General features: G+C 46.4%; 21 protein-coding genes. 12 read left to right on the top strand and 9 right to left on the bottom strand.

Annotated features, from left to right (window positions below; translation table 11 throughout):
* Positions 1-215: 215 nt before the first annotated feature.
* The 3 genes from E5355_RS11215 to E5355_RS11205 all read right to left on the bottom strand — a co-directional run bounded on the left by E5355_RS11215 (position 216) and on the right by E5355_RS11205 (position 4,503).
* On the bottom strand, positions 216-1,529 hold the full coding sequence (locus tag E5355_RS11215; RefSeq protein WP_136010453.1) for a sensor histidine kinase: 1,314 nt from the start codon (positions 1,527-1,529) through the stop codon (positions 216-218).
* Positions 1,520-2,881, bottom strand: a complete 1,362-nt coding sequence (locus E5355_RS11210) for a sigma-54-dependent transcriptional regulator (RefSeq protein ID WP_136010452.1) — start codon at positions 2,879-2,881, stop codon at positions 1,520-1,522. Before E5355_RS11210 ends, E5355_RS11215 begins: the two co-directional genes overlap by 10 nt.
* 134 nt (positions 2,882-3,015) lie before the next feature.
* Positions 3,016-4,503 carry a TolC family protein gene (locus E5355_RS11205; RefSeq protein ID WP_136010451.1) on the bottom strand — a complete coding sequence of 496 codons (1,488 nt, stop codon included), beginning with the start codon at positions 4,501-4,503 and terminating at the stop codon, positions 3,016-3,018.
* A 287-nt stretch (positions 4,504-4,790) separates the two neighbouring features.
* On the opposite strand from E5355_RS11205, the gene mce reads away from it, so the two are divergent.
* From mce to E5355_RS11170, 7 genes are all read left to right on the top strand, one after another.
* Positions 4,791-5,207, top strand: coding sequence for a methylmalonyl-CoA epimerase (gene mce / locus E5355_RS11200; RefSeq protein WP_136010450.1), 417 nt, complete (start codon positions 4,791-4,793; stop codon positions 5,205-5,207).
* A 55-nt stretch (positions 5,208-5,262) separates the two neighbouring features.
* A complete protein-coding gene (locus E5355_RS11195; RefSeq protein WP_136010449.1) occupies positions 5,263-6,816 on the top strand; it encodes an acyl-CoA carboxylase subunit beta in 1,554 nt (517 codons plus the stop codon).
* A 38-nt stretch (positions 6,817-6,854) separates the two neighbouring features.
* Complete coding sequence (locus E5355_RS11190; RefSeq protein WP_136010448.1) at positions 6,855-7,820, top strand: OadG family transporter subunit; 966 nt, start codon at positions 6,855-6,857, stop codon at positions 7,818-7,820.
* Positions 7,807-8,238, top strand: a complete 432-nt coding sequence (locus tag E5355_RS11185) for an acetyl-CoA carboxylase biotin carboxyl carrier protein (RefSeq protein WP_136010447.1) — start codon at positions 7,807-7,809, stop codon at positions 8,236-8,238. Before E5355_RS11190 ends, E5355_RS11185 begins: the two co-directional genes overlap by 14 nt.
* Before the next feature lies 1 nt (position 8,239).
* A complete protein-coding gene (locus E5355_RS11180) occupies positions 8,240-9,400 on the top strand; it encodes a sodium ion-translocating decarboxylase subunit beta (RefSeq protein ID WP_136010446.1) in 1,161 nt (386 codons plus the stop codon).
* Positions 9,401-9,568: 168 nt separating this feature from the next.
* Positions 9,569-10,921, top strand: coding sequence for a tetratricopeptide repeat protein (locus tag E5355_RS11175; RefSeq protein WP_136010445.1), 1,353 nt, complete (start codon positions 9,569-9,571; stop codon positions 10,919-10,921).
* A gap of 112 nt (positions 10,922-11,033) precedes the next feature.
* Positions 11,034-12,884 carry a glycoside hydrolase family 13 protein gene (locus E5355_RS11170; protein WP_136010444.1) on the top strand — a complete coding sequence of 617 codons (1,851 nt, stop codon included), beginning with the start codon at positions 11,034-11,036 and terminating at the stop codon, positions 12,882-12,884.
* A gap of 322 nt (positions 12,885-13,206) precedes the next feature.
* Here the strand turns inward: E5355_RS11170 and E5355_RS11165 are convergent, their stop codons facing one another.
* Both E5355_RS11165 and E5355_RS11160 read right to left on the bottom strand, forming a co-directional pair.
* Entirely contained in the window at positions 13,207-14,211 is a 1,005-nt protein-coding gene (locus tag E5355_RS11165; RefSeq protein WP_136010443.1) for a class II fructose-bisphosphate aldolase, read from the bottom strand.
* A gap of 280 nt (positions 14,212-14,491) precedes the next feature.
* The gene (locus E5355_RS11160) at positions 14,492-15,499 is read right to left on the bottom strand and encodes an endonuclease/exonuclease/phosphatase family protein (RefSeq protein WP_136010442.1); all 1,008 of its coding nucleotides are present in this window, start codon (positions 15,497-15,499) and stop codon (positions 14,492-14,494) included.
* 190 nt (positions 15,500-15,689) lie between these two features.
* Between E5355_RS11160 and E5355_RS11155 the strand changes: the two genes are divergently transcribed.
* Complete coding sequence (locus E5355_RS11155; protein WP_136010441.1) at positions 15,690-15,941, top strand: type B 50S ribosomal protein L31; 252 nt, start codon at positions 15,690-15,692, stop codon at positions 15,939-15,941.
* Positions 15,942-16,082: 141 nt separating this feature from the next.
* A complete protein-coding gene (locus E5355_RS11150) occupies positions 16,083-16,286 on the top strand; it encodes a hypothetical protein (protein ID WP_246866935.1) in 204 nt (67 codons plus the stop codon).
* A 153-nt stretch (positions 16,287-16,439) separates the two neighbouring features.
* Here the strand turns inward: E5355_RS11150 and gcvT are convergent, their stop codons facing one another.
* The 4 genes from gcvT to E5355_RS11130 all read right to left on the bottom strand — a co-directional run bounded on the left by gcvT (position 16,440) and on the right by E5355_RS11130 (position 22,946).
* Positions 16,440-17,528, bottom strand: coding sequence for a glycine cleavage system aminomethyltransferase GcvT (gene gcvT, locus E5355_RS11145; RefSeq protein ID WP_136010440.1), 1,089 nt, complete (start codon positions 17,526-17,528; stop codon positions 16,440-16,442).
* A 38-nt stretch (positions 17,529-17,566) separates the two neighbouring features.
* The gene (gene pepT / locus E5355_RS11140) at positions 17,567-18,790 is read right to left on the bottom strand and encodes a peptidase T (RefSeq protein WP_136010439.1); all 1,224 of its coding nucleotides are present in this window, start codon (positions 18,788-18,790) and stop codon (positions 17,567-17,569) included.
* A 196-nt stretch (positions 18,791-18,986) separates the two neighbouring features.
* Positions 18,987-20,399 carry an amidophosphoribosyltransferase gene (locus E5355_RS11135; RefSeq protein WP_136010438.1) on the bottom strand — a complete coding sequence of 471 codons (1,413 nt, stop codon included), beginning with the start codon at positions 20,397-20,399 and terminating at the stop codon, positions 18,987-18,989.
* A gap of 384 nt (positions 20,400-20,783) precedes the next feature.
* Positions 20,784-22,946: a glycoside hydrolase family 97 protein gene (locus tag E5355_RS11130; protein WP_136010437.1), complete on the bottom strand. Its 2,163-nt coding sequence runs from the start codon at positions 22,944-22,946 to the stop codon at positions 20,784-20,786.
* Positions 22,947-23,610: 664 nt separating this feature from the next.
* Between E5355_RS11130 and crcB the strand changes: the two genes are divergently transcribed.
* From crcB to eno, 3 genes are all read left to right on the top strand, one after another.
* A complete protein-coding gene (gene crcB / locus E5355_RS11125; RefSeq protein WP_136010436.1) occupies positions 23,611-23,988 on the top strand; it encodes a fluoride efflux transporter CrcB in 378 nt (125 codons plus the stop codon).
* A gap of 13 nt (positions 23,989-24,001) precedes the next feature.
* Entirely contained in the window at positions 24,002-24,670 is a 669-nt protein-coding gene (locus E5355_RS11120) for a pentapeptide repeat-containing protein (protein WP_136010435.1), read from the top strand.
* Positions 24,671-24,736: 66 nt separating this feature from the next.
* Positions 24,737-26,026 (top strand): phosphopyruvate hydratase, encoded by a 1,290-nt coding sequence (gene eno, locus E5355_RS11115; RefSeq protein ID WP_136010434.1) that lies wholly within the window; start codon positions 24,737-24,739, stop codon positions 26,024-26,026.
* Positions 26,027-26,036 lie beyond the last annotated feature (10 nt).

Raw genomic sequence — 26,036 nt, 5'->3', positions numbered from 1 at the left:
ACTCTCTTTATTTGATGATTTCTAAACGAACGCGATTTTTATCGCACCAGTAGTAATAACAAACCTAAGCTTGAACTTATGGATACAAAACTTTTAGGAAGAAAGCCGCCCGTATCATGATGAATGCAGGGCGCGGCAATCCCCCGAAAAAGGCATTAAAAGGATATCGGACGAGTATGCAAAGGAGTGGAGAAAGTGACCGGCTTCCTAACGAACTAAGGAAACAGTATACGGAAGCGGGTCAATCCATCGTTGCAGGTACGCAGAGAGAACGTGCAACCATGACGGCTCAAAACTTCCCGGATAAACACCAGGCCGATTCCCTGCCCGTTCGGTTTGGTGGAAAAGAAGGGGCTGAAAAGTTTAGCTTCGGTCTCTTTACTTATCCCCGGACCATTGTCAACGACTTCAACAGAAGCGGGGGCAGCGGTCCTTACTATTATCTCACCTTGTTTTCCATTTTCTCCGGTATCCCCCTCTATACTTTCGGCAGCATTCTTGATGATATTCACAAGTACTTGTTCCAAAAGAGAAGCATCCATACGCACCATTCCCACCTCGGGATCGCATTCCAGATGTAGTTCTATATTGCGGTCATTGCACATTCCTTCCATGAAACGCTTGCACATGGCCACCAACTCATTCAGTCGGACAGGCACCAGAGAAGGTTCAGGTATCTTTACCACATTGGCAAAACGGGTAATGAAACGGCTCATTGAGAAACAACGCTCCGTACAGACGCGCATCACGTCGCAGATGTCCTCCATATCATCCTCAGTAGAAAGTGCCTGCTCCACTGTATCGAGTGTGGAAGTGATGCCCGCAGTAGTATTGTTCACTTCATGAGCTATCATGCGGATTACCTTTTCATAGGCGCGCTTCTCGGCACGCATCACCTCTTCCGTCATACGCTCTATCAAGAAAAAAGGATGTTTGAACCCTCTGTCAATAAAAGTAGAATGGGTGCATTTATAAATATTCGCATCATTGAGACGGAGCACTGCCGTCTCGTCTTTGGGAATAGCCGAAAGTTCGGCAGCCAACGGGGAGTCCATCTGATCCAGCCGCTTTGCCAGCGCCTCCTCCATACGGACACCGAGCATCTTTACCGCCATCGGATTCAGTTGCGACACTTCATCGTCCATTGTCAGGATAATAACCCCCATTGGAGATGCCTGAATCAGCAAATCCAAGAAGTGATTCTGCTCACGCATGCGCAACCGTTCATTCTTGAGTTGCTCCATCATCCGATTAAAGATATTTACAATACGATCGGCCTCGTACTGCCCTACCTGACTGAGACGGCTACTGAAATCCTGCTCGCGCAGCAGCTCCATACCGCTGCCGATGGTATTCATCGGCTTCACTATCTTATTATAGAATACTATCAGATAAATAAGGATAAACCCGATGAGCCCCTCCAACACGTATAGGTACAAAGACGACCTTCCACTCAGCAGATATACCAGCATTCCGCCCAGACCAAGCAGAAAAAGGACGAGTATGAAGAAGAAGAATTTTATGCGCACGGCAACTGAATATTATATTTCTCCAGACGCCTATAAAGCGCAGCGCGGCTGATGCCCAACGACACTGCCACCTGGCTGAGATTCCCTTTATGCTGTTCCAAAGCCTGCAAAATAGTCTGCCGTTCTATTTCATCCAAGGTCATACCAGCAAAAGAAGTACCTTCGGCAGCTTTGGCCGACTCGTTGTAGCGCAGATATTGGGCATCGAAATCCATGGCATCCAGCACCGGCTTGCCGCTGACCAGAATGGTACGCTCCACCAGATTCTTCAACTCACGAATGTTGCCCGGATAAGGCAGACGGGAAAGGAAATTCAGAGCATCGGCCGAGAAATCCGTACGCGGCAAGCCGTTCACCTCTGCCTGGCGGTCGGCAAAGTGGCGTGCCAGCAAAGGAATATCTTCACGGCGCTCCCGCAGGGAAGGCAGTTTTACGGTAATCAGGTTGATACGGTAAAAAAGGTCTTCACGGAAAGTACGTTCGGACACCATCTTGCGGAGGTCTGCATTAGTGGCGGACACAACGCGTACATCGACTTTGCGGGGACGGCTGTCACCCAGTACTTCGAATGTCTGGTCTTGAAGCACGCGCAGCAATTTCACCTGGCAGGAAGGGTCGAGGTCACCAATCTCGTCGAGGAAGATGGTACCTTTATTTGCCATTTCAAAACGCCCTATGCGGTCGGCACTGGCATCGGTAAACGCTCCTTTCTTATGACCGAACATCTCGCTCTCGAACAAGCTCTGCGAGATACCGCCGAGGTTCACCTTGACAAAAGGCTGCTTCACACGTTGACTGTTGATATGAATGGCTTCGGCAATCAGTTCCTTGCCCGTTCCGCTTTCACCCGTAATCAACACCGAGGCATTGGTACGGGCTATGCGGGCTACTGTATTCAACACTTCCATCAGTCCTTTGGACTTGCCTATAATATGGTGGCGATTCAATGCGGTAGTCTGTTCTTCCGGCACCTCTTTCGGGGCGGCCGTAAGCTCAAGGGCGGTTTCGATGCGTTGCAAAAGCGCAGCATTGTTCCAAGGCTTGGTTATGAAATCGAATGCACCGGCCTGCATCCCCTGCACGGCAAGCTGGATACTTCCCCATGCCGTCATCAGAATAACGGGCACATCGGGACGAAACACCTTTACCTGCTTCAATAAGGTGAGTCCCTCTTCTCCGGTGGTGGAAAGAGTAAAGTTCATATCCATCAGAATTAATGCGGGAGCTTCGGTTCGAACCGTATCCATAGCTTCGCGAGGACCCGGAGCCGTCCTCACCTCATATCCGGCACGCTTCAGCATAAAGCTGAGGGAAGAGCGCACAGCACTATCATCGTCTATTATCAGTATCATAAAAAATTGCTGTTTGTTTCCTGCAAAAGTAAATAAAAAAGCAGAGTCATGAATAATCAGTTATAATTTATTTAATATGTCCTCTCATTTGTTTTTAATCCGTTGGCATAATTACAACTTCCCCGTCCGTCAACCTATCCTCTCACGACCTCTTCAAAATCAGCCTCCAGTTCCGTATCGCGTTCAAAATCCCAAAGGGTCAGGCTACGGAGCTGATAGAAGTAATACCAATAGTAGTACAGCTCTGAAATATGCTTTTGGCGAGCTTCGTCTTTAGAGTTCTGTGCATCGTTCAGGTCCAGTGTACTGATTTTACCTATCATAAAGGTCTCTACACTGGTCCTGTAACGCCTCTCAGCAATGACATCTGCCTCTTCGGCAATGTCCAGCTGTTGCGCCTGATTGTTGAAGTTAGCCACCAACAAAAAGATGTCCTGATTAAAGTCCATCTGTTCCTGACGGATTTTGGATAAAACCACTTCACGGTTGCTCTTTGCCACCCTAACCTTGCCACGACGTTTTCCCCAATCAAGGATAGGAATCTTGACACCCACCTGCACAATCTGGTTATCAAGCAAATCCCGGTAGGCTGAAGAAAACTCATGGTTCTGCCCCGTATAACCCACACTGGCAAAAAGGTCGATGCTACGTAGATTTCCACGTGCCGTTGCCACTTCATAATCAGCTTCCAGTTGGCGGCGGCGAATGTTCTGCGCAAAGGAGTTGCGTTCCAAAGCCTTGTTCAGCACACAGTCATATTCCATCTTTATATCGGGAACAGTGGCTGGCAACACCGGATTCAAGTTTTCCTGCTCGGACACGCCGAGGAAGGAACGAAGCTGGAACATTTTTGCATTCAGATTACTCTCAGCCTCAGTCACATCGGCTTTGCCTTGCAATGAGTTCAGTTTAAGCTGCAACAAATCATTTTCGGAAATCTGCCCCATCTTACGTTTGGCTATCGCCACCTCGTAAAGACGGTCGGCATTCGTCTTGTTCTGCATGGCGGTAGCAAGCGATTCTTTAGCCAATAGCAGCTGGAAGAAATAAGTGATGGTTTTCATTGTCACCTCTTCCGTGGCCGAAATGAACGCGGCTTTTGCTTCGGCATAACGTACAGGCTCTATACGGCGGCTCCACTTCAAAGTATTTACTCCAAAAACCGGCTGCGTCAACTCCAGGCTCACAGGAATCGACATGAACTGCTTCGCTCCTCCGGAGCCCAATTGTTTGAGATAATCCAACGAAGAAGTAAGCGACAACCTACCGCCCGTAAACCAAAGGTTCTGGTCTATCGAAAGCTGTCCGGACAAGCCCAGTGTATTATTGCGGACAAAACTATAGGAACCGTCAGAATCCTGATAGGTACTGTATGATTTGTTATAGTTGGGCAGCGTACCGGTGAAATTTACTTCCGGCAGCAAGTCCGCACGGAATGTACGGTATTCCCAATACGCGGTTTTCAATTCATTCAATGCCACGGCAGCATCCACAGACTGTGTACGAGCCAGCACAATGGCCTCCGACAGCGTAATATTGCGTTCATGTCCCAAAGTATCATTCTGTGCCACACTTGCCAACGGCATCAAAAAGCAAACTGCAAGTAAAATATCCTTTCTCATGTTCAATCTTTAAAATTGTCTCAAACAGAAAAGCAAAGAGTGTGCCAAGTGGCCGGGAAAGTTCCACAGAGGGGCAAGTGTTCATTTTCGGACAGTGAGAATGTCCGTTAGCGGACGATATCAAAAAAACAACCGGTCTCTGTCTAAAGTCTGAAAAAATCCTTCTAAAGTTCAATTAACCATTAATTAATTGATGAAAAATTTCTTTATTAGGGAAGAATTCTCTTTCTTTGTACTGTTTTATACCTTTATTAAAAGGATACAATACTAACATTAATTATATAGTTATGAAGATTTCACACATTGAGCATCTGGGCATTGCCGTTAAGAGCATTGAAGAAGCCCTTCCGTACTACGAAAACGTTTTAGGTTTGAAATGCTACAACATCGAAACCGTGGAAGATCAGAAAGTTAGAACCGCTTTCCTGAAAGTGGGCGATGTAAAGATCGAGTTGCTGGAACCGACTTCTCCCGAAAGTACGATTGCCAAGTTCATCGAGAAGAACAACGGTAACGGTGGTATGCATCATCTGGCATTTGCCGTTGAAGACGGAGTGGCCGGTGCTCTTGTAGAAATCGAAGAAAAAGGCATCCGCCTCATAGACAAAGCTCCCCGCAAAGGCGCAGAAGGTCTGAACATTGCATTCCTGCATCCGAAATCCACTCTTGGTGTCCTGACCGAGCTTTGTGAAAAACCGGAATAAGAACGACCGTAAATCGTCCAACCATAAATTGTATAAACATTAAAGAAATAAATTCATGAGTAATCAACTTGAAAAGATTAAAGAGCTTATAGACCGCCGTGCAGCAGCACGTCTCGGTGGTGGTGAAAAAGCAATTACAAAGCAACACGAGAAAGGTAAATACACAGCTCGCGAGCGCATAGCCATGCTTCTCGATGAAGGTAGTTTCGAAGAAATGGACATGTTCGTAGAACATAGATGTACAAACTTCGGCATGGAGAAAAAACACTACCCCGGCGACGGTGTGGTAACCGGTTGCGGTACAATAGATGGCCGTCTGGTTTATATCTTTGCACAAGACTTTACCGTTTCTGCCGGTTCACTGTCGGAAACCATGTCGCTGAAAATCTGTAAAATCATGGACCAAGCCATGAAAATGGGCGCTCCGTGTATCGGAATCAACGACTCGGGTGGCGCACGTATCCAAGAGGGTATCAATGCCTTGGCCGGTTACGCTGAAATTTTCCAACGCAACATACTTGCTTCGGGTGTCATTCCTCAGATTTCCGGTATCTTTGGTCCTTGTGCCGGTGGTGCCGTTTACTCTCCTGCCTTGACAGACTTTACATTGATGATGGAAGGTACGTCCTACATGTTCCTCACCGGTCCGAAAGTAGTAAAGACTGTAACCGGCGAAGACGTAAGCCAAGAGAACTTGGGTGGCGCGAGCGTTCACTCCACCAAATCAGGCGTTACTCATTTCACAGCACAGACTGAGGAGGAAGGTCTGGCGCTTATCCGTAAATTGTTGAGCTATATCCCCCAGAACAATCTGGAAGAAGCTCCCTATATAGATTGTACAGACCCTATCGACCGTCTGGAAGACTCCCTGAACGAGATTATTCCCGACAATCCGAACAAACCGTACGACATGTACGAGGTAATCGGTGCCATCGTGGATAATGGCGAATTCCTCGAAATCCAGAAAGACTATTCTAAGAATATCATTATCGGCTTCGCACGTTTCAACGGACAGTCCGTAGGTATCGTTGCCAACCAACCGAAATATCTGGCAGGTGTGCTCGACAGCAACGCATCCCGTAAAGGGGCACGTTTCGTTCGTTTCTGCGATGCCTTCAATATTCCTATCGTTTCCTTGGTAGATGTACCGGGATTCCTTCCGGGAACAGGCCAGGAATACAACGGTGTAATCCTGCATGGTGCCAAACTGCTGTATGCATACGGTGAAGCCACTATACCCAAGGTTACCATCACTTTGCGCAAGTCTTACGGTGGTTCTCACATCGTGATGAGTTGTAAGCAGCTCCGCGGTGACATGAACTATGCTTGGCCTACCGCCGAAATCGCCGTAATGGGCGGCGCAGGTGCCGTAGAGGTATTGTATGCCCGCGAAGCCAAAGAGCAGGAAAATCCGGCTCAATTCCTGGCAGAAAAAGAAGCCGAATACTCCAAGCTGTTTGCCAATCCTTACAATGCCGCCAAGTATGGTTACATTGACGATGTCATCGAACCGCGCAACACGCGTTTCCGCATCATCCGTGCCCTGCAACAGTTGCAAACCAAGAAATTGACCAACCCGGCCAAGAAGCATGGCAATATTCCACTCTAAATTGAGAATTGAAAATTGAAAAATAAAACTCATAACTTATGAAGAAAATACATATCGGAATATTTCTTTCATTGGCGCTGATGTTGGTTCTCTCTTCTTGCGGAGAGCAGAAATCGAACAGCAAGCTGTTGCTGAATGAAGTGCTGGTCATCAACGAAAGCAACTATCAGGATGACTACGGCATACACAGCGCATGGATTGAGATATTCAACAAATCATACGGCAGTGCCGACCTTGCAGGTTGCTACCTGAAATGCAGCAGCCAGCCGGGCGACACAGCCAGTTATTTCATTCCCAAAGGTGATATCCTGACGGTTGTTAAGCCACGTCAGCATGCGCTTTTCTGGGCAGATGGAGAACCCAGACGCGGTACATTCCATACAAACTTCAAGCTGGATGCCAAGAATGCCAACTGGATTGGACTGTATGACTCGGGCAAGAAACTGCTCGACCAAGTAACAGTGCCTGCCGGTACCTTGCAAGCCAACCAGTCATACGCCCGCGTCAGTGATGCATCGGAAGAGTGGGAAGTGAAAGGAGAAAGCAACGACAAATACGTGACTCCAAGTACCAACAACAAGACTATCGACAGCAATGCCAAGATGGAAAAGTTCGAAGAGCATGACAGCGTAGGCATAGGTATGGCTATCTCCGCCATGAGCGTTGTGTTCAGCGGCTTATTGCTTCTTTTCATCGCTTTCTATGTCGTAGGCAAACTTTCCGTGAGCCTGAGCAAGCGCAACGCCATGAAAGCTAAAGGCATCACAGACAAACAAGAAGCCAAAGAAAAGCAACTGGGACAAGCTCCGGGAGAAGTGTTCGCCGCCATCGCCATGGCTATGCACGAATTCCAAAGCGATGTACACGATGTGGAAGACACCGTGCTTACCATCACACGCGTGAAACGCAGCTATTCCCCTTGGAGCTCGAAGATTTATACATTGCGTGAAACCCCTCACAAAAGTAAAGTCACCTTAAAAAAACAGAATAATGAAAGAATATAAATATAAGATTAACGGCAATGTATACAAGGTTGCCATTGGAGATATCGAAGACAACATCGCTCACGTAGAAGTGAACGGTACTTCTTATAAAGTAGAAATGGAAAAAGCACCGAAAGAAGCAGTGAAACCGGTAGTACGTCCGGTAGCAAAACCGACGGCAGCTCCGGCGGCTCCGGTAGCAAGACCGGCAACAGCATCTACAGGCAAGTCCGGCGTGAAGTCTCCGCTTCCCGGTGTTATCCTCGACATCAAAGTGAACGTAGGCGACAGCGTGAAGAAGGGACAGTTGGTTGTCATCTTGGAAGCTATGAAAATGGAGAATAGCATCAATGCAGACAGAGACGGTAAGATTACTGCCATCAACGTAAGCAAAGGAGACTCTGTTCTCGAAGGTACTGACCTTGTAATTATTGAATAATATGGGAGAATTTATCACATTTCTAGGAAACAACCTTGCCGATTTCTGGACATACACAGGTTTTGCCAATGCAACGGCAGGACATGTGGCCATGCTCCTGATAGGGTTGTTCTTCATATACTTGGCCGTCGCCAAGGAATTCGAGCCGATGCTGTTGATTCCTATCGGTTTCGGTATACTAATCGGTAACATACCTTTCAATATGGAGGCCGGATTGAAAGTCGGTATCTATGAAGAAGGTTCCGTACTCAATATCTTGTATCAAGGAGTAACCTCGGGATGGTATCCGCCGCTCATCTTCTTGGGTATCGGTGCCATGACGGACTTCTCTGCTTTGATTTCCAACCCCAAACTGATGCTGGTCGGTGCAGCCGCCCAGTTCGGTATATTCGGTGCTTATATGATTGCCTTGGCTTTGGGCTTCGATCCTATGCAGGCCGGTGCAATCGGCATCATTGGCGGTGCAGACGGTCCTACGGCCATCTTCCTTTCTTCCAAGCTGGCTCCTAACCTGATGGGAGCCATTGCGGTGTCGGCTTATTCATATATGGCATTGGTACCGGTGATACAACCCCCCATCATGCGTTTACTGACCAACAAGCACGAACGTCTTATCCGCATGAAACCTCCCCGGGTGGTTTCTCACACGGAGAAAGTGATGTTCCCGATTATCGGTCTGTTGCTGACTACGTTCCTTGTACCGTCGGGATTGCCTTTGCTGGGCATGCTGTTCTTCGGTAACTTATTGAAGGAAAGCGGTGTGACACGCCGTTTGGCCAATACAGCCAGTGGGCCGCTGATTGACACCATCACCATCCTGCTTGGTTTGACAGTAGGTGCTTCTACACAAGCATCCGAATTCTTGACGTTGGATTCCATCCTGATTTTCTTCTTGGGTGCTTTATCGTTCGTCATTGCCACAGCATCCGGTGTCATCTTCGTGAAGATTTTCAACCTCTTCCTGAAGAAAGGCAACAAAATAAATCCGTTGATTGGCAATGCAGGGGTATCTGCCGTACCCGACTCTGCACGTATCTCTCAGGTAGTAGGTTTGGAATACGATCCTACCAATTATCTGTTGATGCATGCCATGGGTCCGAACGTTGCCGGTGTAATCGGCTCTGCCGTAGCAGCAGGTATCCTGCTGGGATTCTTATTGTAAACATCTATTCATTCCGTTATTAGGATTGAATACTAATCTTTTTAAAGCCCCTTCGTTCATCGGAGGGGCTTTTTCGTTAATCTATCTAAAACAGATTACGATTATTTCGTAAATACATTCTTTTTAGTAACTTGCAGTCAGTTTAACCTCCTGTAAATAATATACTGTATGCGAAAGCTTTTTATCTCCTTATGCTTCAGTGCATGCTGTTCATTCCTGGCAGCACAGACCACAAATTCCATTCAAGAGGCGATGGTCAACTACGATTATGAAACAGCCCTGATGCTGATTAATCAAGAAACCCCAACTGTCCCCCTACTCTACCAAAAAGGGAAGGCTCTGAAAGGGTTGGGAAATAACCTCGAAGCTCTGAGTGTATTTCAGGAAGTCACAGTCCAGGATTCTCTCAATCCTCGGGCGTACATTGAAGCTGCCGAATGCTGCAAATCACTCGCCAAATATGGTGAGGCACTGAATTACTACCAAAATGCGCTCCACATAAATCCGGACAATAAATACGTACGCATCCAGTATATCAGTCTACTGATGAACATGAAGAGATACCGTGAGTCTCTAAAGGAAAGTAACCTATTGGCAGAAAGGGACAGTTCTGCCTATGTACTACACCTGAGAGCGGAAAGCATGGGGCAAGTCTATGACAACACAAAAATCATGTATGTGACAGATGCCTATCTGGACATACAGAAAAGGTATCCCAATGATTATCTGTCTGCTGCCAAACTCGGCAACATCTATGTAGCAGGCCACCAATATGAAGACGCCATAAACATAACGGAGAAATACCGTTCCATAGACTCTACCAACGTCCTTGTGAACCGCATCAATGCCCAAGCCTATTGCCTGAACAAAGATTACCCCAAAGCAATAGAAAGATATGAACAACTATTGCAGGAAAAAGACAGTTCTTTCCAGACCTGCTTCTACGCCGGAATCAGCTACTATGCCCTCGAAGACTTCTATCCTGCACACGACTTGCTTGAAAAAGCTCTTAAAAATGACAATACGAACATCAACGTCCTCTATTACCTAGGCCGTGCCTGCTCCAAGACATCATGGAAAGAGGATGGAGTAACCTATCTAGAAACTGCCGTAAACCTTGCCATACCCAGTGACAGTGTCATGTCCCGCCTATATGTGGGGCTTGCGGATTGCTACAATATGGCATTTCAATACACCAATCAGGCAAATGCCCTTCTAACACAATATGAAAAATACAACCGGCAAAAACACAGACTGCTTTATGACGCAGCCTTTGTCTATTATTACTATCTGAAAGATGCGTCCAAAGCAGAGCGATACCTGATGGCATACCTGAAAACCCGCCCAAAAGACAGTAAGGACAAAGCCCAGGAAATGGATGCCGACGGAGTTCCCGTCATCGGAGAAAACAACCGGTACAATGCCGCCGAGAACTGGCTGAAGGACATCAGAGAAAAGCGCAAGAAAGAAGAGTTCTTCAAGGGAAAAGTCGATACTGCCAGCGTAGCCCCAATCAAATAGAAATCAGTGAAAACGTTTGCATAATATAATAAGATACAGTAACGGAGAAAGTTAATCTTTCTCCGTTATTTGTTTTAAATTAGCGCAAAAAATTAACCGTAAAGTTACTATCATGAAAAAAGTATTCTTAATCTTGGGAACACTCTTACTCTCCCTCAGTACGTATGCAGCTATGAATGTGAACAAAATCGACCCTCCGTTCTGGTACACCGGCATGCAGAACCCAGAACTTCAGCTGATGGTCTATGGAGAAGGCATCGGCAATGCATCAGTATCCGTCAATTATCCCGGCGTCTCATTGAGCAGCACCGTCAAACTGGAAAGCAATAACTACCTCCTGGTCTATCTGAAACTGGATAAAGACGTGAAGCCCGGAAAAATCAATCTTACCTTTACCGAAGGAAAAAAGAAACTCGTAAAGGAATATGAACTGAAAGCCCGCAATAAGAAAGGTTGCGAACACAAGGGATTCGACTCCTCCGATGCCTTGTACCTGCTGATGCCCGACCGCTTTGCCAATGGCAATCCGGACAACGACCAGATTGCAGGCATGGCCGAGTACAAGGTAGACCGCAATGACCCCAATGCCCGCCACGGTGGTGACCTTGCCGGCATCGAACAGCACCTCGACTATTTCTCCGACCTTGGCGTCACAGCCCTCTGGTTTACTCCGGTATTGGAGAACAACATGACTGGCGGTTCCTATCACGGCTATGCCACCACAGACTACTATAAAGTAGACCCGCGCTTCGGTACCAACGAAGAATACAAGCAACTGATTGAAAAAGCCCATGCACGCAGCATCAAAATCGTAATGGACATGATTTTCAACCACTGCGGTGTAGAGCATGTATGGATTAAGGACATGCCCTCCAAAGACTGGTTCAACAATCCCGACCACGAAAACAGCTTTGTACAGACTTCTTTCAAACTGACTCCGCATGTTGACCCTTATACTTCCCGCTACGACTTCGACCAGATGAACGACGGCTGGTTCGTGACCGCCATGCCCGACCTCAACCAGAAGAATCCTCACGTTTACCGCTATCTGGTACAGAACAGTTTCTGGTGGATTGAATTCGCCAATATCGATGGTATCCGTATGGACACTTATCCGTACGCCGACTACGATGCCATGAGCAACTGGATGAAGGAACTGAACGAAGAATATCCCAACTACAACACCGTAGGCGAAACTTGGGTTACCGAACCTGCCTATACCGCTTGGTGGCAGAAGGATTCCAAACTATCAGCTCCCAAGAACAGTAACCTCAAGACCGTCATGGACTTCAGCTTCTTCGACAAGATAAATATTGCCAAGAACGAACAGACTGAGACTTGGTTCAAAGGACTTGACCGCGTATACAATAACTTTGTATATGACTTCCTCTACCCCAACCCCGCTTCCGTACTGGCGTTCATCGAAAACCATGACACCGACCGCTTCCTGGGCGAAGGCGACAACCTGCCGATGCTGAAGCAAGCCTCTACCTTGCTGCTCACCACCCGCCGCATTCCACAACTCTACTACGGAACAGAAATCATGATGAATGGTGTGAAAAGCAAGAGCGACGGATATGTCCGCAAAGACTTCCCCGGCGGATGGGCAGATGACGCAACAACTGCACTGACCACAACAGGACGCACCAAGATACAGAACGAATGCTACAACTTCTATAAAACCATTCTGAATTGGCGCAAAGGAAACGACGTGATTGCCAAAGGCAGCATGGTGCAGTTCATGGTACAGAACGGAGTTTATGCCTACGCCCGTCTACACGAAGGCAAAACCGTATTCGTAATGCTGAACGGAACCGATGCCGAAACCACTGTTCCTTTGAAATTCTACAAAGAAATCCTGAAGGAATGCAAACAAGGAAAAGATATCCTTAGCGGAAAAACCATTGCTTTCGGTGAAGAACTGAAGATGGCTCCCAGAGAATCGTTAGTGATAGAATTATAATCAACTCTTGTGAATTCAGCATCTTTGCGATGTTATTTGACAACATAGCACCGCAAATCGCTGAAGATACCCCTTGGAGATGGCTTGCAGATACTTTATCTGCAAGCCATCTCCAAGTTTTCATAAAATAGGTATTATGACAAGTACCCTTTACATTCACCTGAAACGCTATAAATTAAGACTCATCTCTATTTAAACATCCATTTCTGAAATGACAAACAAACTTAACCATCTCATAGCACCAGCCTATATTAACAAATCAGCCCTTGCAACACGATGTGTCACAAGGGCTGACAATTATAATATTCAGATTATCTTTCTATTATTCAGCCAATTTATTGTCTGAACCAAGCACATTGATGATTTTGTGCTTATACAGTTTCTCCATATTGTCACGAGCCGGACCCAGATACTTACGCGGATCGAATTCAGCAGGTTTCTCAGCAAAAGTCTGACGGATAGCTGCAGTCATAGCAAGACGAGAGTCAGAGTCGATGTTAATCTTGCAAACAGCAGATTTAGCAGCTTCGCGCAACCACTCTTCGGGGATACCGATAGCAGCCTTCAAAGCGCCACCAAACTTGTTGATAGTCTCTACCTCTTCCTGAGGAACTGAAGAAGAACCGTGGAGCACGATAGGGAATCCCGGCAATTCTTTTTCTACAGCCTTCAATACGTCGAACGCCAAAGGAGGAGGAACCATACGGCCAGTAGCAGGATCAATAGTACATTGTTCCGGAGTGAACTTGTAAGCACCGTGAGAAGTACCGATAGAGATAGCCAATGAATCGCAACCAGTACGGGTAGCAAAGTCTACTACTTCTTCAGGGTTAGTATAAGTATGGTGGTCAGAAGAAACTTCGTCTTCAACGCCAGCCAATACACCCAGCTCACCTTCTACAGTTACATCGAACTGATGAGCATATTCAACCACCTTCTTAGTCAAAGCCACGTTTTCTTCGTAAGGAAGGTGTGAACCGTCAATCATCACTGAAGAGAAACCAGAGTCTATACAGCTCTTGCAAGTTTCAAATGTATCACCATGGTCAAGGTGAAGAACGATTTCAGGCTTCTCGCAACCCAATTCCTTGGCATATTCCACAGCACCCTGAGCCATGTAACGCAGCAATGTAGCATTAGCATACTGACGGGCACCCTTAGATACTTGCAGGATAACCGGAGACTTTGTTTCTACAGCAGCCTTAATGATAGCCTGCATCTGTTCCATGTTATTGAAGTTGAATGCAGGGATTGCATATCCACCTTTGATAGCCTTTGCAAACATTTCTTTTGTGTTTACAAGACCTAAATCTTTGTAATTAACCATTTTGTTTAAATTTTATTGTTAGTGAATTAAAATTCTTCGCAAAAGTAATCATTATCCTTTAAAGTAAAGAACTTGACGGGAATAAAATATCCGGCTCATCCCATCAAATCCATTCAATTTCAAAGCTATTGGCTTCATTTAACAGATTATTGTAATCTCTATATTACAAACTCCTTGCATCAGGCGAAACCAATCATACTTTTGCCATTCATACTTCTATCAACAAAAAGCCGGAGAACATGTTTGCCCTCCAGCTTCCGTTTACACATTATTATTACAGCTATTTCTTCAGATAGATGATAGTCGGCAAATGGTCACTGTAACCGTTCAGCCAAGCCCCGCCCCCATGCGTACGCAAAGGAGCACCTTTGTATTTGCCATCCTGCTGAATCAGATAATCACGGATGAAAACTTCATTGTGGGTATAGCGTAATCCTTTCTTCGCCTTCAGCAACGGTTTTGAAATGACAATCTGGTCAAACAAGTTCCATTTGCCCCGATAAAGCAATGTCCCTACTCCCTTGTCTTCCAAAGTCACCCACCAAGGATTATAGAATTCGCCTTTCTTCACTTGCTTCGGATATTTGCGCGCTCCCAGCACCTCCATACTTTCGTCCATCGGGTCATCATTCATATCCCCCATCACGATGAGCTTCAGTTTCTTGTCGCTACGCATCAGAGAGTCCTTCAAGGCCTTTACTTGTCTGGCTGCATGCACACGCACTGGCGACTTTGCTCCACGGGAGGGCCAGTGGTTCACTATCACACAGACGCGCTCTCCCGCCAGTTGCCCGTCCACAATCAGGAAGCCGCGCGTCAAGTGCACCGTATCTCCCTCAAAAGGAGTGGAAAGCACCAACTTCGAGTGGGTAACGCTGAACTGCTTCGGGTCGTACAACAAGGCACAGTCAATGCCCCGTCTATCCGGTCCTTCATAATGCACAAACTCATAATTGGAAATGGCAGGCTGCTTTACAAGATTCTCCAGCACCCGGCTGTTCTCCACTTCCGCCACTCCGATGAATGCCGGACCCTCCGGTACCAAATCACGCGAAAGAGAGCCCAGTACTTTAGAAAGGTTCTGTAGTTTGGATTCATACTTCTTCACCGTCCACCGATAGCTGCCATCTGGCAAGAATTCATTGTCGTTCTTACCGGCATCATGAACCGTATCGAATAAGTTTTCAAGATTATAGAACGCAACGCTATACAGGTTCCGTTCCGCATTTTGTGCTCCCAGCGTTGCCACGCACAGCCAGAAAGAGCATAAGACAAGTATTTTCCTCATAAATTCACAAATTATTAAGTACTGCAAAAGTCAGAAATAAAATGCGATAAACCTACTAAATAAAAATAAATCTGATTTTATTTTGCAGAATCTCCAACTTGCACTATCTTTGCGCTCTGAAAAGAAGACCATTACACTATTTATTACCAAAATAGTAACAGAATATAAATTTTTAAAAGAAAATATCAAAATGAAAAAAGGTATTCATCCCGAAAATTACCGTCCGGTAGTATTTAAAGATATGTCAAATGGTGATGTATTCTTGTCTCGTTCCACTTGCAATACGAAAGAGACTATCGAATTCGAAGGTGAAACTTATCCGCTGGTAAAGCTGGAAATCTCCAGCACTTCTCACCCGTTCTACACTGGTAAGTCCAAGCTGGTTGACACCGCCGGTCGTGTTGATAAGTTCATAAGCCGCTACGGTAACCGTAAGAAATAATCAGTTTCAAGCAGACTGAAAAAAGGGAGTCTTTCACTGAAAGGCTCCCTTTTTTGTTTCCACCTCCCACTGCAGGACCGATAAACAGGGAATCCCCTGTCACAGAATAGGGAAAAAAACGAGATTTCCTTCAATGCAGCCATGAATTATGTCAACAAGCGCTATAAGGAAACCGCCCAGCTGATGCGTATAAACAAGCAAGCCCAAGCCACCGGTATACTGAAGGAATACATCATCTTGCTTTCGGATTACGAAGGTCAAGGTATAGAAGGAGCAGAAAAGGAATGGACTGATAAAGAGATAGGTTGGGCAAACCGGACGCTGGACAGGATAAGCAGAATATAATAGAGAATGAAACAGGCTTCATTTTTTCAGACGGAAGAGCAAAAGAAGATATTTACTTTTGTCTTTTTGTTCTTCCGTCTGAAAAATAAAGCCTATATCAGTATCTAAGAAACAGTCATAAGGTGATTTTGGGATACACCATCATCCTTCTTATTATTGTTTGCGGAACGGCGGCTTCACAACCACAGCTTTCAGCTTGCGTCCCCGCATGTCAATGCAGATTTCCGTACCAACTTTACTGTATTCGGGTCTGATATACCCCATTCCGATACCAATCTTACGCGTAGGCGACATAGTTCCGGAGGTTACCACACCGATGGCAGCACCATCCGTACCATACAGTTCGTAACCATGACGGGGGATACCACGGTCTATCATTTCAAACCCCACCAACTTACGGGTAGTGCCTTCTGCCTTCTGCTTTTCAAGCATCGGACGATTGGTGAAGTTCTTTCCCTCCACAAACTTGGTAATCCATCCCAACCCGGCTTCAATGGGCGAAGTAGTGTCGTCCAAATCGTTGCCATACAAACAGAATCCCATTTCCAAACGAAGCGTATCACGCGCCCCTAAACCAATCGGCTTAATGCCGAACTCTGCACCTGCCTCAAACACCGCATCCCAAACCTTCATGGCAGCCTCCGGATAGAAATAAAGCTCAAAACCACCCGCACCGGTATATCCGGTATTGGAGATAATGACATCTTTTTCTCCGGCAAACTCACCGTGGGTAAAAGTATAGTAAGGAAGGTCGGAAAGATTTATGGAAGTCAGCTTCTGCAAAGCCAGAATGGCCTTCGGTCCTTGCACCGCAAGCTGTGCCATGCGGTCGGAAGCATTTTCCAATTCAGCGCCTTCCGTATTATGAGACACACACCAATTCCAGTCTTTCTCAATGTTCGAAGCATTCACGACAAGCAGGTATTTTTCCGGCTCATAATGATAGACCAAGAGGTCGTCTACAATGCCTCCGTTTTCGTTGGGGAAGCAAGTATACTGTACTTTTCCCGGTGTAAGGGCAGCCACATTATTGGAAGTCACTTTCTGCAGAAAGTCCAAAGCATGAGGACCTTTCACCCAGAATTCTCCCATGTGTGAAACATCGAATACGCCGACACCCTGACAAACAGTGAGATGCTCGTCAATGATACCTGAATATTCGATAGGCATGTTATATCCCGCAAACTCGTGCATCTTGGCACCCAGCGAGATGTGTTTTTCGGTAAACGGAGTGGTTTTCATGAAACTATTAGAGTTATGAGTTATAAGTTATGAATTATCTATTTGCTGGCTACGAGCTCGGCAATCTTGACGATGACGTTCATGGCTTTCTCCATATTCTGGATAGGCACGAACTCATAGCGGCCGTGGAAGTTCAAGCCACCGGCAAAGATATTGGGACAAGGCAGGCCCTTGAAAGAGAGCTGGGCGCCGTCCGTACCTCCGCGAATGGCTTTTACACGAGGCTCTACACCTACTGCCTTCATGGCGGCAAAAGCAGTGTCGATGATATGCATCACCGGTTCAATCTGTTCACGCATATTGTAGTATTGGTCGCGAAGTTCCAGAGTGGCGGTATTCGGACCGTATTCTTCATTGATTTTTGCCACAAGACGTTCCATCTCCTTCTTGCGCTCTTCAAAGCGGGCGCGGTCGTGGTCACGGATAATGTAAGAGAGTGTTGTCTGCTCCACTTCACCGGTAATGCCTATCAGATGATAAAAACCTTCGTAACCTTCGGTATGCTCCGGAGCTTCATCAGCCGGAAGCATGGACATGAAACGGTTGGCAATGCGGATAGAGTTAATCATCTTATTCTTGGCATAACCCGGATGCACATTACGTCCCTTGAAGCTTATCTTGGCAGAGGCTGCATTGAAGTTCTCGAATTCAAGTTCACCCACTTCTCCGCCATCCATGGTATAGGCCCATTCGCAGCCGAACTGCTCTACATTGAACTTATGAGCCCCCAGACCGATTTCCTCATCCGGATTAAAGCCGATACGGATTTTACCGTGCTTGATTTCGGGGTGCTCCTTCAGATATACCACCGCCGATACAATTTCGGCAATACCGGCTTTATCATCGGCACCAAGCAAAGTCTTGCCGTCGGTCACAATCAAATCCTCCCCTTGGTGGCCGAGTAGTTCGGGGAACTGGGTGGGAGAAAGAACCACATTCTCTTCAGCGCAAAGAACAATGTCCTTACCGTCATAATTCTGCACGATACGCGGAGAAACATTCTTTCCGCTCATATCAGGACTTGTATCCATGTGGGCAATAAAGCCGATGACAGGCAACGGCTTGTCCATATTGGCAGGAAGAGTGGCGAACAGATAGCCATTTTCGTCCAACGAGATTTCTTCCAAACCCAAAGATTCCAATTCTTCTTTCAGATACCGGGCAAACACCATTTGTCCCGGAGTACTCGGAGTAACCCCAGTCTCTTCACTGGACTGAGTATCGAAGCTTACGTACTTTAAAAAACGTTCTACTAAAGTCATGATGAATAATGATTAGTGATTAATGGTCAGTGATTAATGGTCAGTGATTAGTAATTGGCGAAAAGCATTATCCGAATGGCATTAATCATTAATCACTAATCATTAATCACTATTTTGTGCTGTAAAGATAAAAAAAGGGGCGTGAACTGCCAAGCAATTCACGCCCCTTTTTTATGCCTTAAGGACAAATTGTCAATCAAAAATGGCTGCTACCGTCAAAACAGTGCGTACATATCTTACACTTAGGCAGTCCGATAGCTTCAACCAAGGTTTCCAACGTATTGAACTTCAATGATGAAAGTCCGAAACGTTCGCGAATAACGTCCACCATCTTTTCGTATTCGAGCGAACCGGTAGTGGCATATTTATCGAGATTCTTATTCTCGTCGCCCTCCAGTTCCTTGATGACACGACGGGTAATCAGTTCCATGTCGCTTTTGGAAGCCGTGAATCCTACAAACGGGCAGCTATATATCAATGGAGGACAAGCAATCCGGATATGCACCTCCTTGGCACCATACTCATACAGCACCTTCACATTGTCATGCAACTGGGTACCCCGGACAATAGAATCATCACAAAACAGCAGACGCTTACCCTCGAGCATGGCACGATTGGGAATCAGCTTCATCTTTGCCACCAGCGAACGCAACTCCTGCTTGCTGGGAGTAAAGCTACGGGGCCAGGTCGGGGTATATTTGGAGATGGCACGATGATAGGGAACTCCTTTACCCTCAGCATATCCGAGTGCCATACCTACACCCGAATCGGGAATACCGCAGGCACAATCTACCTCTGACTTATCTGTCTGCGCCATCTTGAAACCAGAGGCAAAACGCACTTCCTCTACATTCTTACCTTCGTAGCAGGAAGTGGGGAAACCGTAATAGACCCATAGGAAGGAGCAAATCTGCATTCCTTCATCAGGCTTGCGCATCTGTTCCACACCATCAGCACGCATCCGTACAATCTCTCCAGGACCCAAATAGCGGTCTATCTCGTAACCAAGATTCGGAAAGCTGCTCGACTCACTTGTGGCAGCATACGCACCATCTTTCTTGCCAATCACAATCGGGGTACGTCCCCAGCGGTCGCGGGCAGCAATAATGCCGTCTTCCGTCAATAACAGCATGGAACAGGAACCTTTAATATGCTTATATACATTTTCAATTCCTTCGACAAATGTCTTTCCTTGTATAATAAGAAGGGCGATAAGTTCCGTCTGATTGGTTTTGCCCGAACTGAGTTCGGCGAAGTGCATGTTCTGAGCCAACAGTTCGGTTTCCAGTTCTTGCAGGTTCACGATTTTGGCTACCGTTACAATGGCAAAGCGACCAAGATGGGAATTGAGGACAAGGGGTTGAGGGTCTGTGTCGCTAATGATTCCTATTCCGGAATTTCCCTTGAACTGGTCTAGTTCATCCTCAAACTTCGTGCGGAAATAGGTACTTTCCAGATTGTGGATGGAACGGGTAAACTGCGCCGTTTCCGCATCGTATGTAGCCAACCCACCACGTTTTGTCCCTAAATGTGAATTATAATCTGTGCCGTAAAACAAATCTGCCACACAGCTTGTTGCCTTGGCGACTGTTCCGAAAAAACCTCCCATAAATTCTGTTTTGTTATTGGTTTCTAAAATTAACGGGTGCAAAGGTATGAAGAATTTGCGAAATTCGGGCAGATTTAAAATGAATAAAAAAGGCAATATATCTCTTGCCCCATACAGAAATTACTATCGGAAACATAATAACTTTTGTGATTGGAGCCAAAAGACTGCATATTTCCATATAAAGGGATTCTTAATGATTATGCAATCTGTTATCCGAGTGCAAAAATAAAGGTTTCCCCAAAGAACGGACTTACCAAAAATTCGGGTCTTGATGCTATTTTTACGGTATAAGAATGAGCTTACCCTAACACAAAAAAAGCCCCGCAAAGATTGGACTTCTGCAGGGCTTCACTAATACCTAATACAAACTCTTTCTATCCTAAATTATCTCCACTTCTTCACAGTCTTCTTGTCAGCCGGAGTCGCTTCAATCAAACTCAATGCAAAACCACCGCTACGCGCTTCCTTCACGGACATTTTGGTCTTACCGGTTACGATACCCTTCCTTATCTGATAAGAAGTAGGGTTCTCCTTGTAATCGGCATCTTTACCGTCTGCATAGAGAGTGGCTACGTATTGCTTGCCCGGTTCAAGGAAGTCGAGCGTGAAGTTGGCCGTACGTGCATTCTCGTCTGTAATACCTCCAACAAACCAGTTGCCGGTTCCTTTTGCCTTACGGGCCACGGTAATGTAATCACCCGGCTCTGCCTCAATGTACTTGCTGTCATCCCAGTCTACTGCCACATCCTTGATGAATTGGAAAGCATCCATGTGCTTTTCGTAGTTCTCAACCAAGTCGGCAGCCATCTGCAACGGGCTGTATAAAGTTACATACAGAGCGAGTTGCTTGGCAAGTGTAGTCTGCACTTGTCCGTGGGGCAAATCGCCCATAAAGTCAAGTTTGGTATCGAAGATACCCGGTGTGTAATCCATCGGACCGCCAATCAAGCGGTTGAATGGAAGCAATGTGGTATGGAACGGTTTGCTACCGCCGAATGCCTCATATTCAGTTCCTCGTGCAGATTCGTTGCCAATCAAGTTAGGATAAGTACGGCACAAACCGGTAGGGCGTACAGCTTCGTGCGCATTTACACAAATTTTGTAGTCGGCTGCTTTCTTCACGGCATAGAGGTAGTGGTTGTTCAGCCATTGTCCATAGTGATGTTCGCCGCGGGGAATCATATCACCTACATATCCGCTCTTCACGGCATTGTAGCCATTATCCGCCATAAACTGATAAGCCTTGTCCATATGGCGTTCGTAGTTGCGCACGGAACCGGAAGTCTCATGATGCATCATCAGCTTCACTCCTTTACTCCTTGCATATTCATTCAGCATCTTCACGTCGAAATCAGGATAAGGGGTCACAAAATCGAATACATAATCCTTGGATTTGCCGAACCAGTCCTCCCAACCTTCATTCCAGCCTTCTACCAATACTTGGTCCAAACCATGTTCTGCTGCAAAATCAATATACTTCTTTACATTTTCATTGTTGGCACCATGACGTCCGTTCGGCTTTGTCTTTGAGTAGTCCGTTTCACCCAATTTCACCGAAGGCAAGTCGTCCGTATAAGCCCAAGTGCTTTTACCGGCAATCATCTCCCACCATACACCTACGTACTTCACAGGTTTAATCCAGGAAACATCCTCATATGCGCAAGGTTCATTCAGGTTCAGAGTGATTTTGGAAGCAAGAATATCACGGGCATCATCACTGACAATCACCGTACGCCACGGCGATTTGCAAGGAGCCTGCAAATATCCTTTATCACCTACTGCATCGGGAGTAAGCCAAGATTCAAAAACGAAGTTCTTGTCATCCAGGTTCAAGTGCATGCAAGAGTAATCCACCAAAGCAGCTTCGTGCAAGTTGATGTACAAACCGTCAGCAGTCTTCATCTGCAAGGAAGTCTGCACACCGGTGGGTGAAAATGAGGTTTGTGAAGAGTTAGGCGTAATGGCCCCTTTCATCAGCCCGCGAATTTCAGAAAGTTTGGATTCCGTGTAGTCATATTCCTGCGTATCGTAGTCGCCCGGAATCCAGAAGGCTGTGTGGTCGCCAGTCATGGCAAACTGAGTACGCTCTTCCTTAATCACGAAATAGTTCAAGTTCTTCTGCAAAGGGAATTCATAGCGGAAGCCCAGACCGTCGTCGAACAAACGGAAGCGGATAATGATGTTTCTATCCTGCGCCTTTTGGTTGAGCGTCACAGCCAGCTCATTGTAGTGGTTACGGATTTGCTTCACTTCACCCCATACCGGTTCCCAAGTCTCGTCGAAAGTGGAAGTCTTTGCATCCGCCAGCATGAAGCCATTCATCAGACCGGGGTCGTTCTTCAGTTCGAGTCCTAATTTGGAAGGATTAATCACCGGCTTTCCTTTGTAAAAAAGTTCGTAAACAGGTTCGCCTTGCGCATTTACCGAAAAATTCAATTGAAGTTGTCCGTTGGGAGAGGTAATCCCCTCTGCCATCGCTACGCCGCTCACCAATAAGACGAGCAGGAAGCAGGCCAATTTTGTACAAAATGCTTTCATGTTTCTCATGCTATTGTTAAAAAATAATGTTCGTGATGCAAATATAGACAGGAAAGCAATAAGTTCTGAGCCTTACACATATAAAAGACAAAGGATTTACCGGCAAACGTTTGCATGAGCCCCATCTCCGTAAGCAGAATGGAGGACGAAGTATATCAACCAAACAAAGAATGCGTTTCCGGACAATATTATTTGCCGAAATGTAGAGCGATACTATCGGCCTCTGATTTCATTTAACTCCTGATAACTCCCTCAAATGAAAGAGCCGTAGGTACATGCAATAAAAAAGTGAAATCAAGCTTGCGGATATGTATCCCAAAGTTGGGAACGGGCATCCCAAGGTTGGGGATGTCTATCCCAAGCCTTGGGATAGAACTTGCAGCCTGTATTTGTCATTTCTGCTACGAATACTTCAGGAATTTATTATCTGTGTTTTGCAACTTTATTGCAAGTGTTTGCCAGGCGGGAAACCTATATTCTGTGGCAAGATTGCAACTCTTTGGCAGAAGAAACAAGAAAGAGGGAGCGATTGCCTGAATATCCCCCCCCTCTGACTCCCTTCAACTCCCTTTAATGAAAAAGCCATAGCAGGAACACTTGAAATAAAGGCAGATTCCCAATATCAAACCGGAATTTCACTACCTTTGCAACCCAAACCAAACCCGGATAACCTATGACCAGATTACTGATAGCCATTTTCCTTGGTGGGGGCACCGGTAGCGTACTGCGCTACTGCATGCAGATGATGCTCCATGAACGCATAGTCCCCTACTCTTTCCCGTGGACCACGTTCACTGTCAACATCCTCGGAAGTTTCCTCATCGGGCTATTTTATACCTTATCCACCCGTTTCAACCTTTCTACCGAGGTACGGCTGTTGCTAACTACCGGCCTGTGCGGAGGATTCACCACCTTCTCCACTTTCAGCAATGACGGGCTGATTCTAATAAAACAAGGGTTCTACGGAATATTTGCCTTATATACCTTATTAAGTCTCACATTAGGAGTCCTGGCAGCCTTCGCCGGCGGCACCTTCGGACGCTGTATATAACCCAAACACCCCTATGAAACCCAGCAAGCCTTTTGTCATGCCTCCCGTACGCATCATCCCTCCTACCTTAGAGAGACAAAGTGAAAGTTCCAAATCATTGGAAGAATGGCTGAATACGGAAGAAACTGTCAGAGACCTTCACTTCGATAAACGGACAGAGGAACACATGGAGTATTCCTACAAAAGCATCACCAACTGTACTTTCAGTCATATCCAATTCAGCGCCTGCAAACTGAGATCCTGCCATTTCACTGACGTACGTTTTGAACATTGCGACCTTTCCAACATCTCATTTGCCGAAAGTTCTCTGTTCAGAGTGGAATTCATATCCTGCAAACTGGTGGGAACCAATCTGCCGGAAACAATATTAAACCATCTGACAATGAAGGACTGCAATGCCAGATACCTCAATCTTTCCATGAGTAAAATCAGTCAAGCCCGCTTCACCTCTTGTGACTTGCGCAACAGCGACGTCAACGACTGCAAACTTGCCTCCATCGCCTTTGAAAACTGTGAGCTGGTAGAATCCGAGTTTTCACACACCCCTCTAAGAGGAATCGACTTGAGCGACTCGCACATAAGAGGTATACGCCTCAACCTGCCCGACATACGGGGAGCCATCGTCAATACTTCCCAAGCCATGGAGTTGACTGCTCTTTTAGGCATTACAATAAAGGATTAAAAACGAAAAACAATTCCCTATTTTCATTTGTTAGTAAGGTAGTTCATAATAAAAAACTGACTAAATATGAAAATAAAAAAGATTATCGGACGTGAAATCCTCGATTCAAGAGGAAACCCCACCATAGAAGTAGACGTAACCTTGGAATCGGGCTTTATGGGCCGTGCTTCCGTCCCGTCGGGTGCCTCCACCGGAGAGCACGAAGCACTGGAGCTGCGCGATGGCGACAATAAACGCTATGGAGGAAAAGGTGTGCTGAAAGCCATAAACAATATCAACAACATCATTGCTCCCAAGCTAGTCGGCATGTCCGCACTCGAGCAGATGGAAATAGACCATACCATGTTGGCACTGGACGGTACGAAAACAAAATCTAATCTGGGTGCAAATGCCATCCTCGGCGTATCTCTTGCCGTAGCCAAAGCTGCTGCCGCCTATCTCGATATTCCACTCTACCGCTATATCGGTGGTACAAATACCTATGTGATGCCTGTACCGATGATGAACATCATCAATGGCGGTTCGCACAGTGACGCTCCCATTGCCTTCCAGGAATTCATGATACGCCCCGTAGGTGCCCACTCCTTCCGTGAAGGTCTGCGCATGGGTGCCGAAGTATTCCATGCGCTGAAGAAAGTTCTGAAAGGCCGTGGCCTCAGCACAGCCGTAGGCGATGAAGGAGGTTTCGCTCCTAACCTGGAAGGCACGGAAGACGCACTGAACGCCATCATTTCCGCCATCAAGGCTGCCGGATATGAACCGGGCAAAGATGTAATGATTGCCATGGACTGCGCTTCTTCCGAATTCTATCATGACGGAATCTACGACTACACAAAATTCGAGGGGGAAAGAGGAAAGAAACGTACATCAGAGGAACAAATTGACTATCTGGAAGAATTAATAGACAAATATCCCATCGACTCCATCGAAGACGGCATGAGCGAGAACGACTGGGACGGCTGGAAAAAACTGACCGACCGTATCGGTAACCGTTGCCAGTTGGTAGGAGACGATTTGTTCGTCACCAATGTGGACTTCCTTGCAATGGGCATCGGAAAAGGCTGTGCCAACTCCATATTGATAAAAGTAAACCAGATAGGTTCGCTGACCGAAACACTGAACGCCATCGAAATGGCACACCGCCACGGATATACCACCGTAACTTCCCATCGTTCCGGCGAAACGGAAGATGCGACTATCGCAGACATAGCCGTAGCTACCAACAGTGGACAAATCAAGACCGGTTCGCTGAGCCGCTCAGACCGCATGGCAAAGTACAACCAACTGCTTCGCATCGAAGAAGAACTGGGAAGCAATGCGGTGTATGGATATAAGAAAGTGACGAGTGATGAGTGATGAGTTATTT

It is taken from the genome of Bacteroides muris (ex Afrizal et al. 2022) (assembly GCF_004793475.1).
Classification (GTDB): domain Bacteria; phylum Bacteroidota; class Bacteroidia; order Bacteroidales; family Bacteroidaceae; genus Bacteroides; species Bacteroides muris.
The sequence above is the reverse complement of the archived record's forward strand: the minus strand, read 5'-3'. Positions and strand labels throughout refer to the sequence as shown.

Bases quoted from the DNA above. Each gene is read 5' to 3' on its own strand.
- E5355_RS11210 (WP_136010452.1), bottom strand. From the start codon at position 2,881: ATGATACTGATAATAGACGATGATAGTGCTGTGCGCTCTTCCCTCAGC.
- E5355_RS11205 (WP_136010451.1), bottom strand. From the start codon at position 4,503: ATGAGAAAGGATATTTTACTTGCAGTTTGCTTTTTGATGCCGTTGGCA.
- mce (WP_136010450.1), top strand. From the start codon at position 4,791: ATGAAGATTTCACACATTGAGCATCTGGGCATTGCCGTTAAGAGCATT.
- E5355_RS11195 (WP_136010449.1), top strand. From the start codon at position 5,263: ATGAGTAATCAACTTGAAAAGATTAAAGAGCTTATAGACCGCCGTGCA.
- E5355_RS11190 (WP_136010448.1), top strand. From the start codon at position 6,855: ATGAAGAAAATACATATCGGAATATTTCTTTCATTGGCGCTGATGTTG.
- E5355_RS11185 (WP_136010447.1), top strand. From the start codon at position 7,807: ATGAAAGAATATAAATATAAGATTAACGGCAATGTATACAAGGTTGCC.
- E5355_RS11180 (WP_136010446.1), top strand. From the start codon at position 8,240: ATGGGAGAATTTATCACATTTCTAGGAAACAACCTTGCCGATTTCTGG.
- E5355_RS11175 (WP_136010445.1), top strand. From the start codon at position 9,569: ATGCGAAAGCTTTTTATCTCCTTATGCTTCAGTGCATGCTGTTCATTC.
- E5355_RS11170 (WP_136010444.1), top strand. From the start codon at position 11,034: ATGAAAAAAGTATTCTTAATCTTGGGAACACTCTTACTCTCCCTCAGT.
- E5355_RS11165 (WP_136010443.1), bottom strand. From the start codon at position 14,211: ATGGTTAATTACAAAGATTTAGGTCTTGTAAACACAAAAGAAATGTTT.
- E5355_RS11160 (WP_136010442.1), bottom strand. From the start codon at position 15,499: ATGAGGAAAATACTTGTCTTATGCTCTTTCTGGCTGTGCGTGGCAACG.
- E5355_RS11155 (WP_136010441.1), top strand. From the start codon at position 15,690: ATGAAAAAAGGTATTCATCCCGAAAATTACCGTCCGGTAGTATTTAAA.
- E5355_RS11150 (WP_246866935.1), top strand. From the start codon at position 16,083: ATGAATTATGTCAACAAGCGCTATAAGGAAACCGCCCAGCTGATGCGT.
- gcvT (WP_136010440.1), bottom strand. From the start codon at position 17,528: ATGAAAACCACTCCGTTTACCGAAAAACACATCTCGCTGGGTGCCAAG.
- pepT (WP_136010439.1), bottom strand. From the start codon at position 18,790: ATGACTTTAGTAGAACGTTTTTTAAAGTACGTAAGCTTCGATACTCAG.
- E5355_RS11135 (WP_136010438.1), bottom strand. From the start codon at position 20,399: ATGGGAGGTTTTTTCGGAACAGTCGCCAAGGCAACAAGCTGTGTGGCA.
- E5355_RS11130 (WP_136010437.1), bottom strand. From the start codon at position 22,946: ATGAGAAACATGAAAGCATTTTGTACAAAATTGGCCTGCTTCCTGCTC.
- crcB (WP_136010436.1), top strand. From the start codon at position 23,611: ATGACCAGATTACTGATAGCCATTTTCCTTGGTGGGGGCACCGGTAGC.
- E5355_RS11120 (WP_136010435.1), top strand. From the start codon at position 24,002: ATGAAACCCAGCAAGCCTTTTGTCATGCCTCCCGTACGCATCATCCCT.
- eno (WP_136010434.1), top strand. From the start codon at position 24,737: ATGAAAATAAAAAAGATTATCGGACGTGAAATCCTCGATTCAAGAGGA.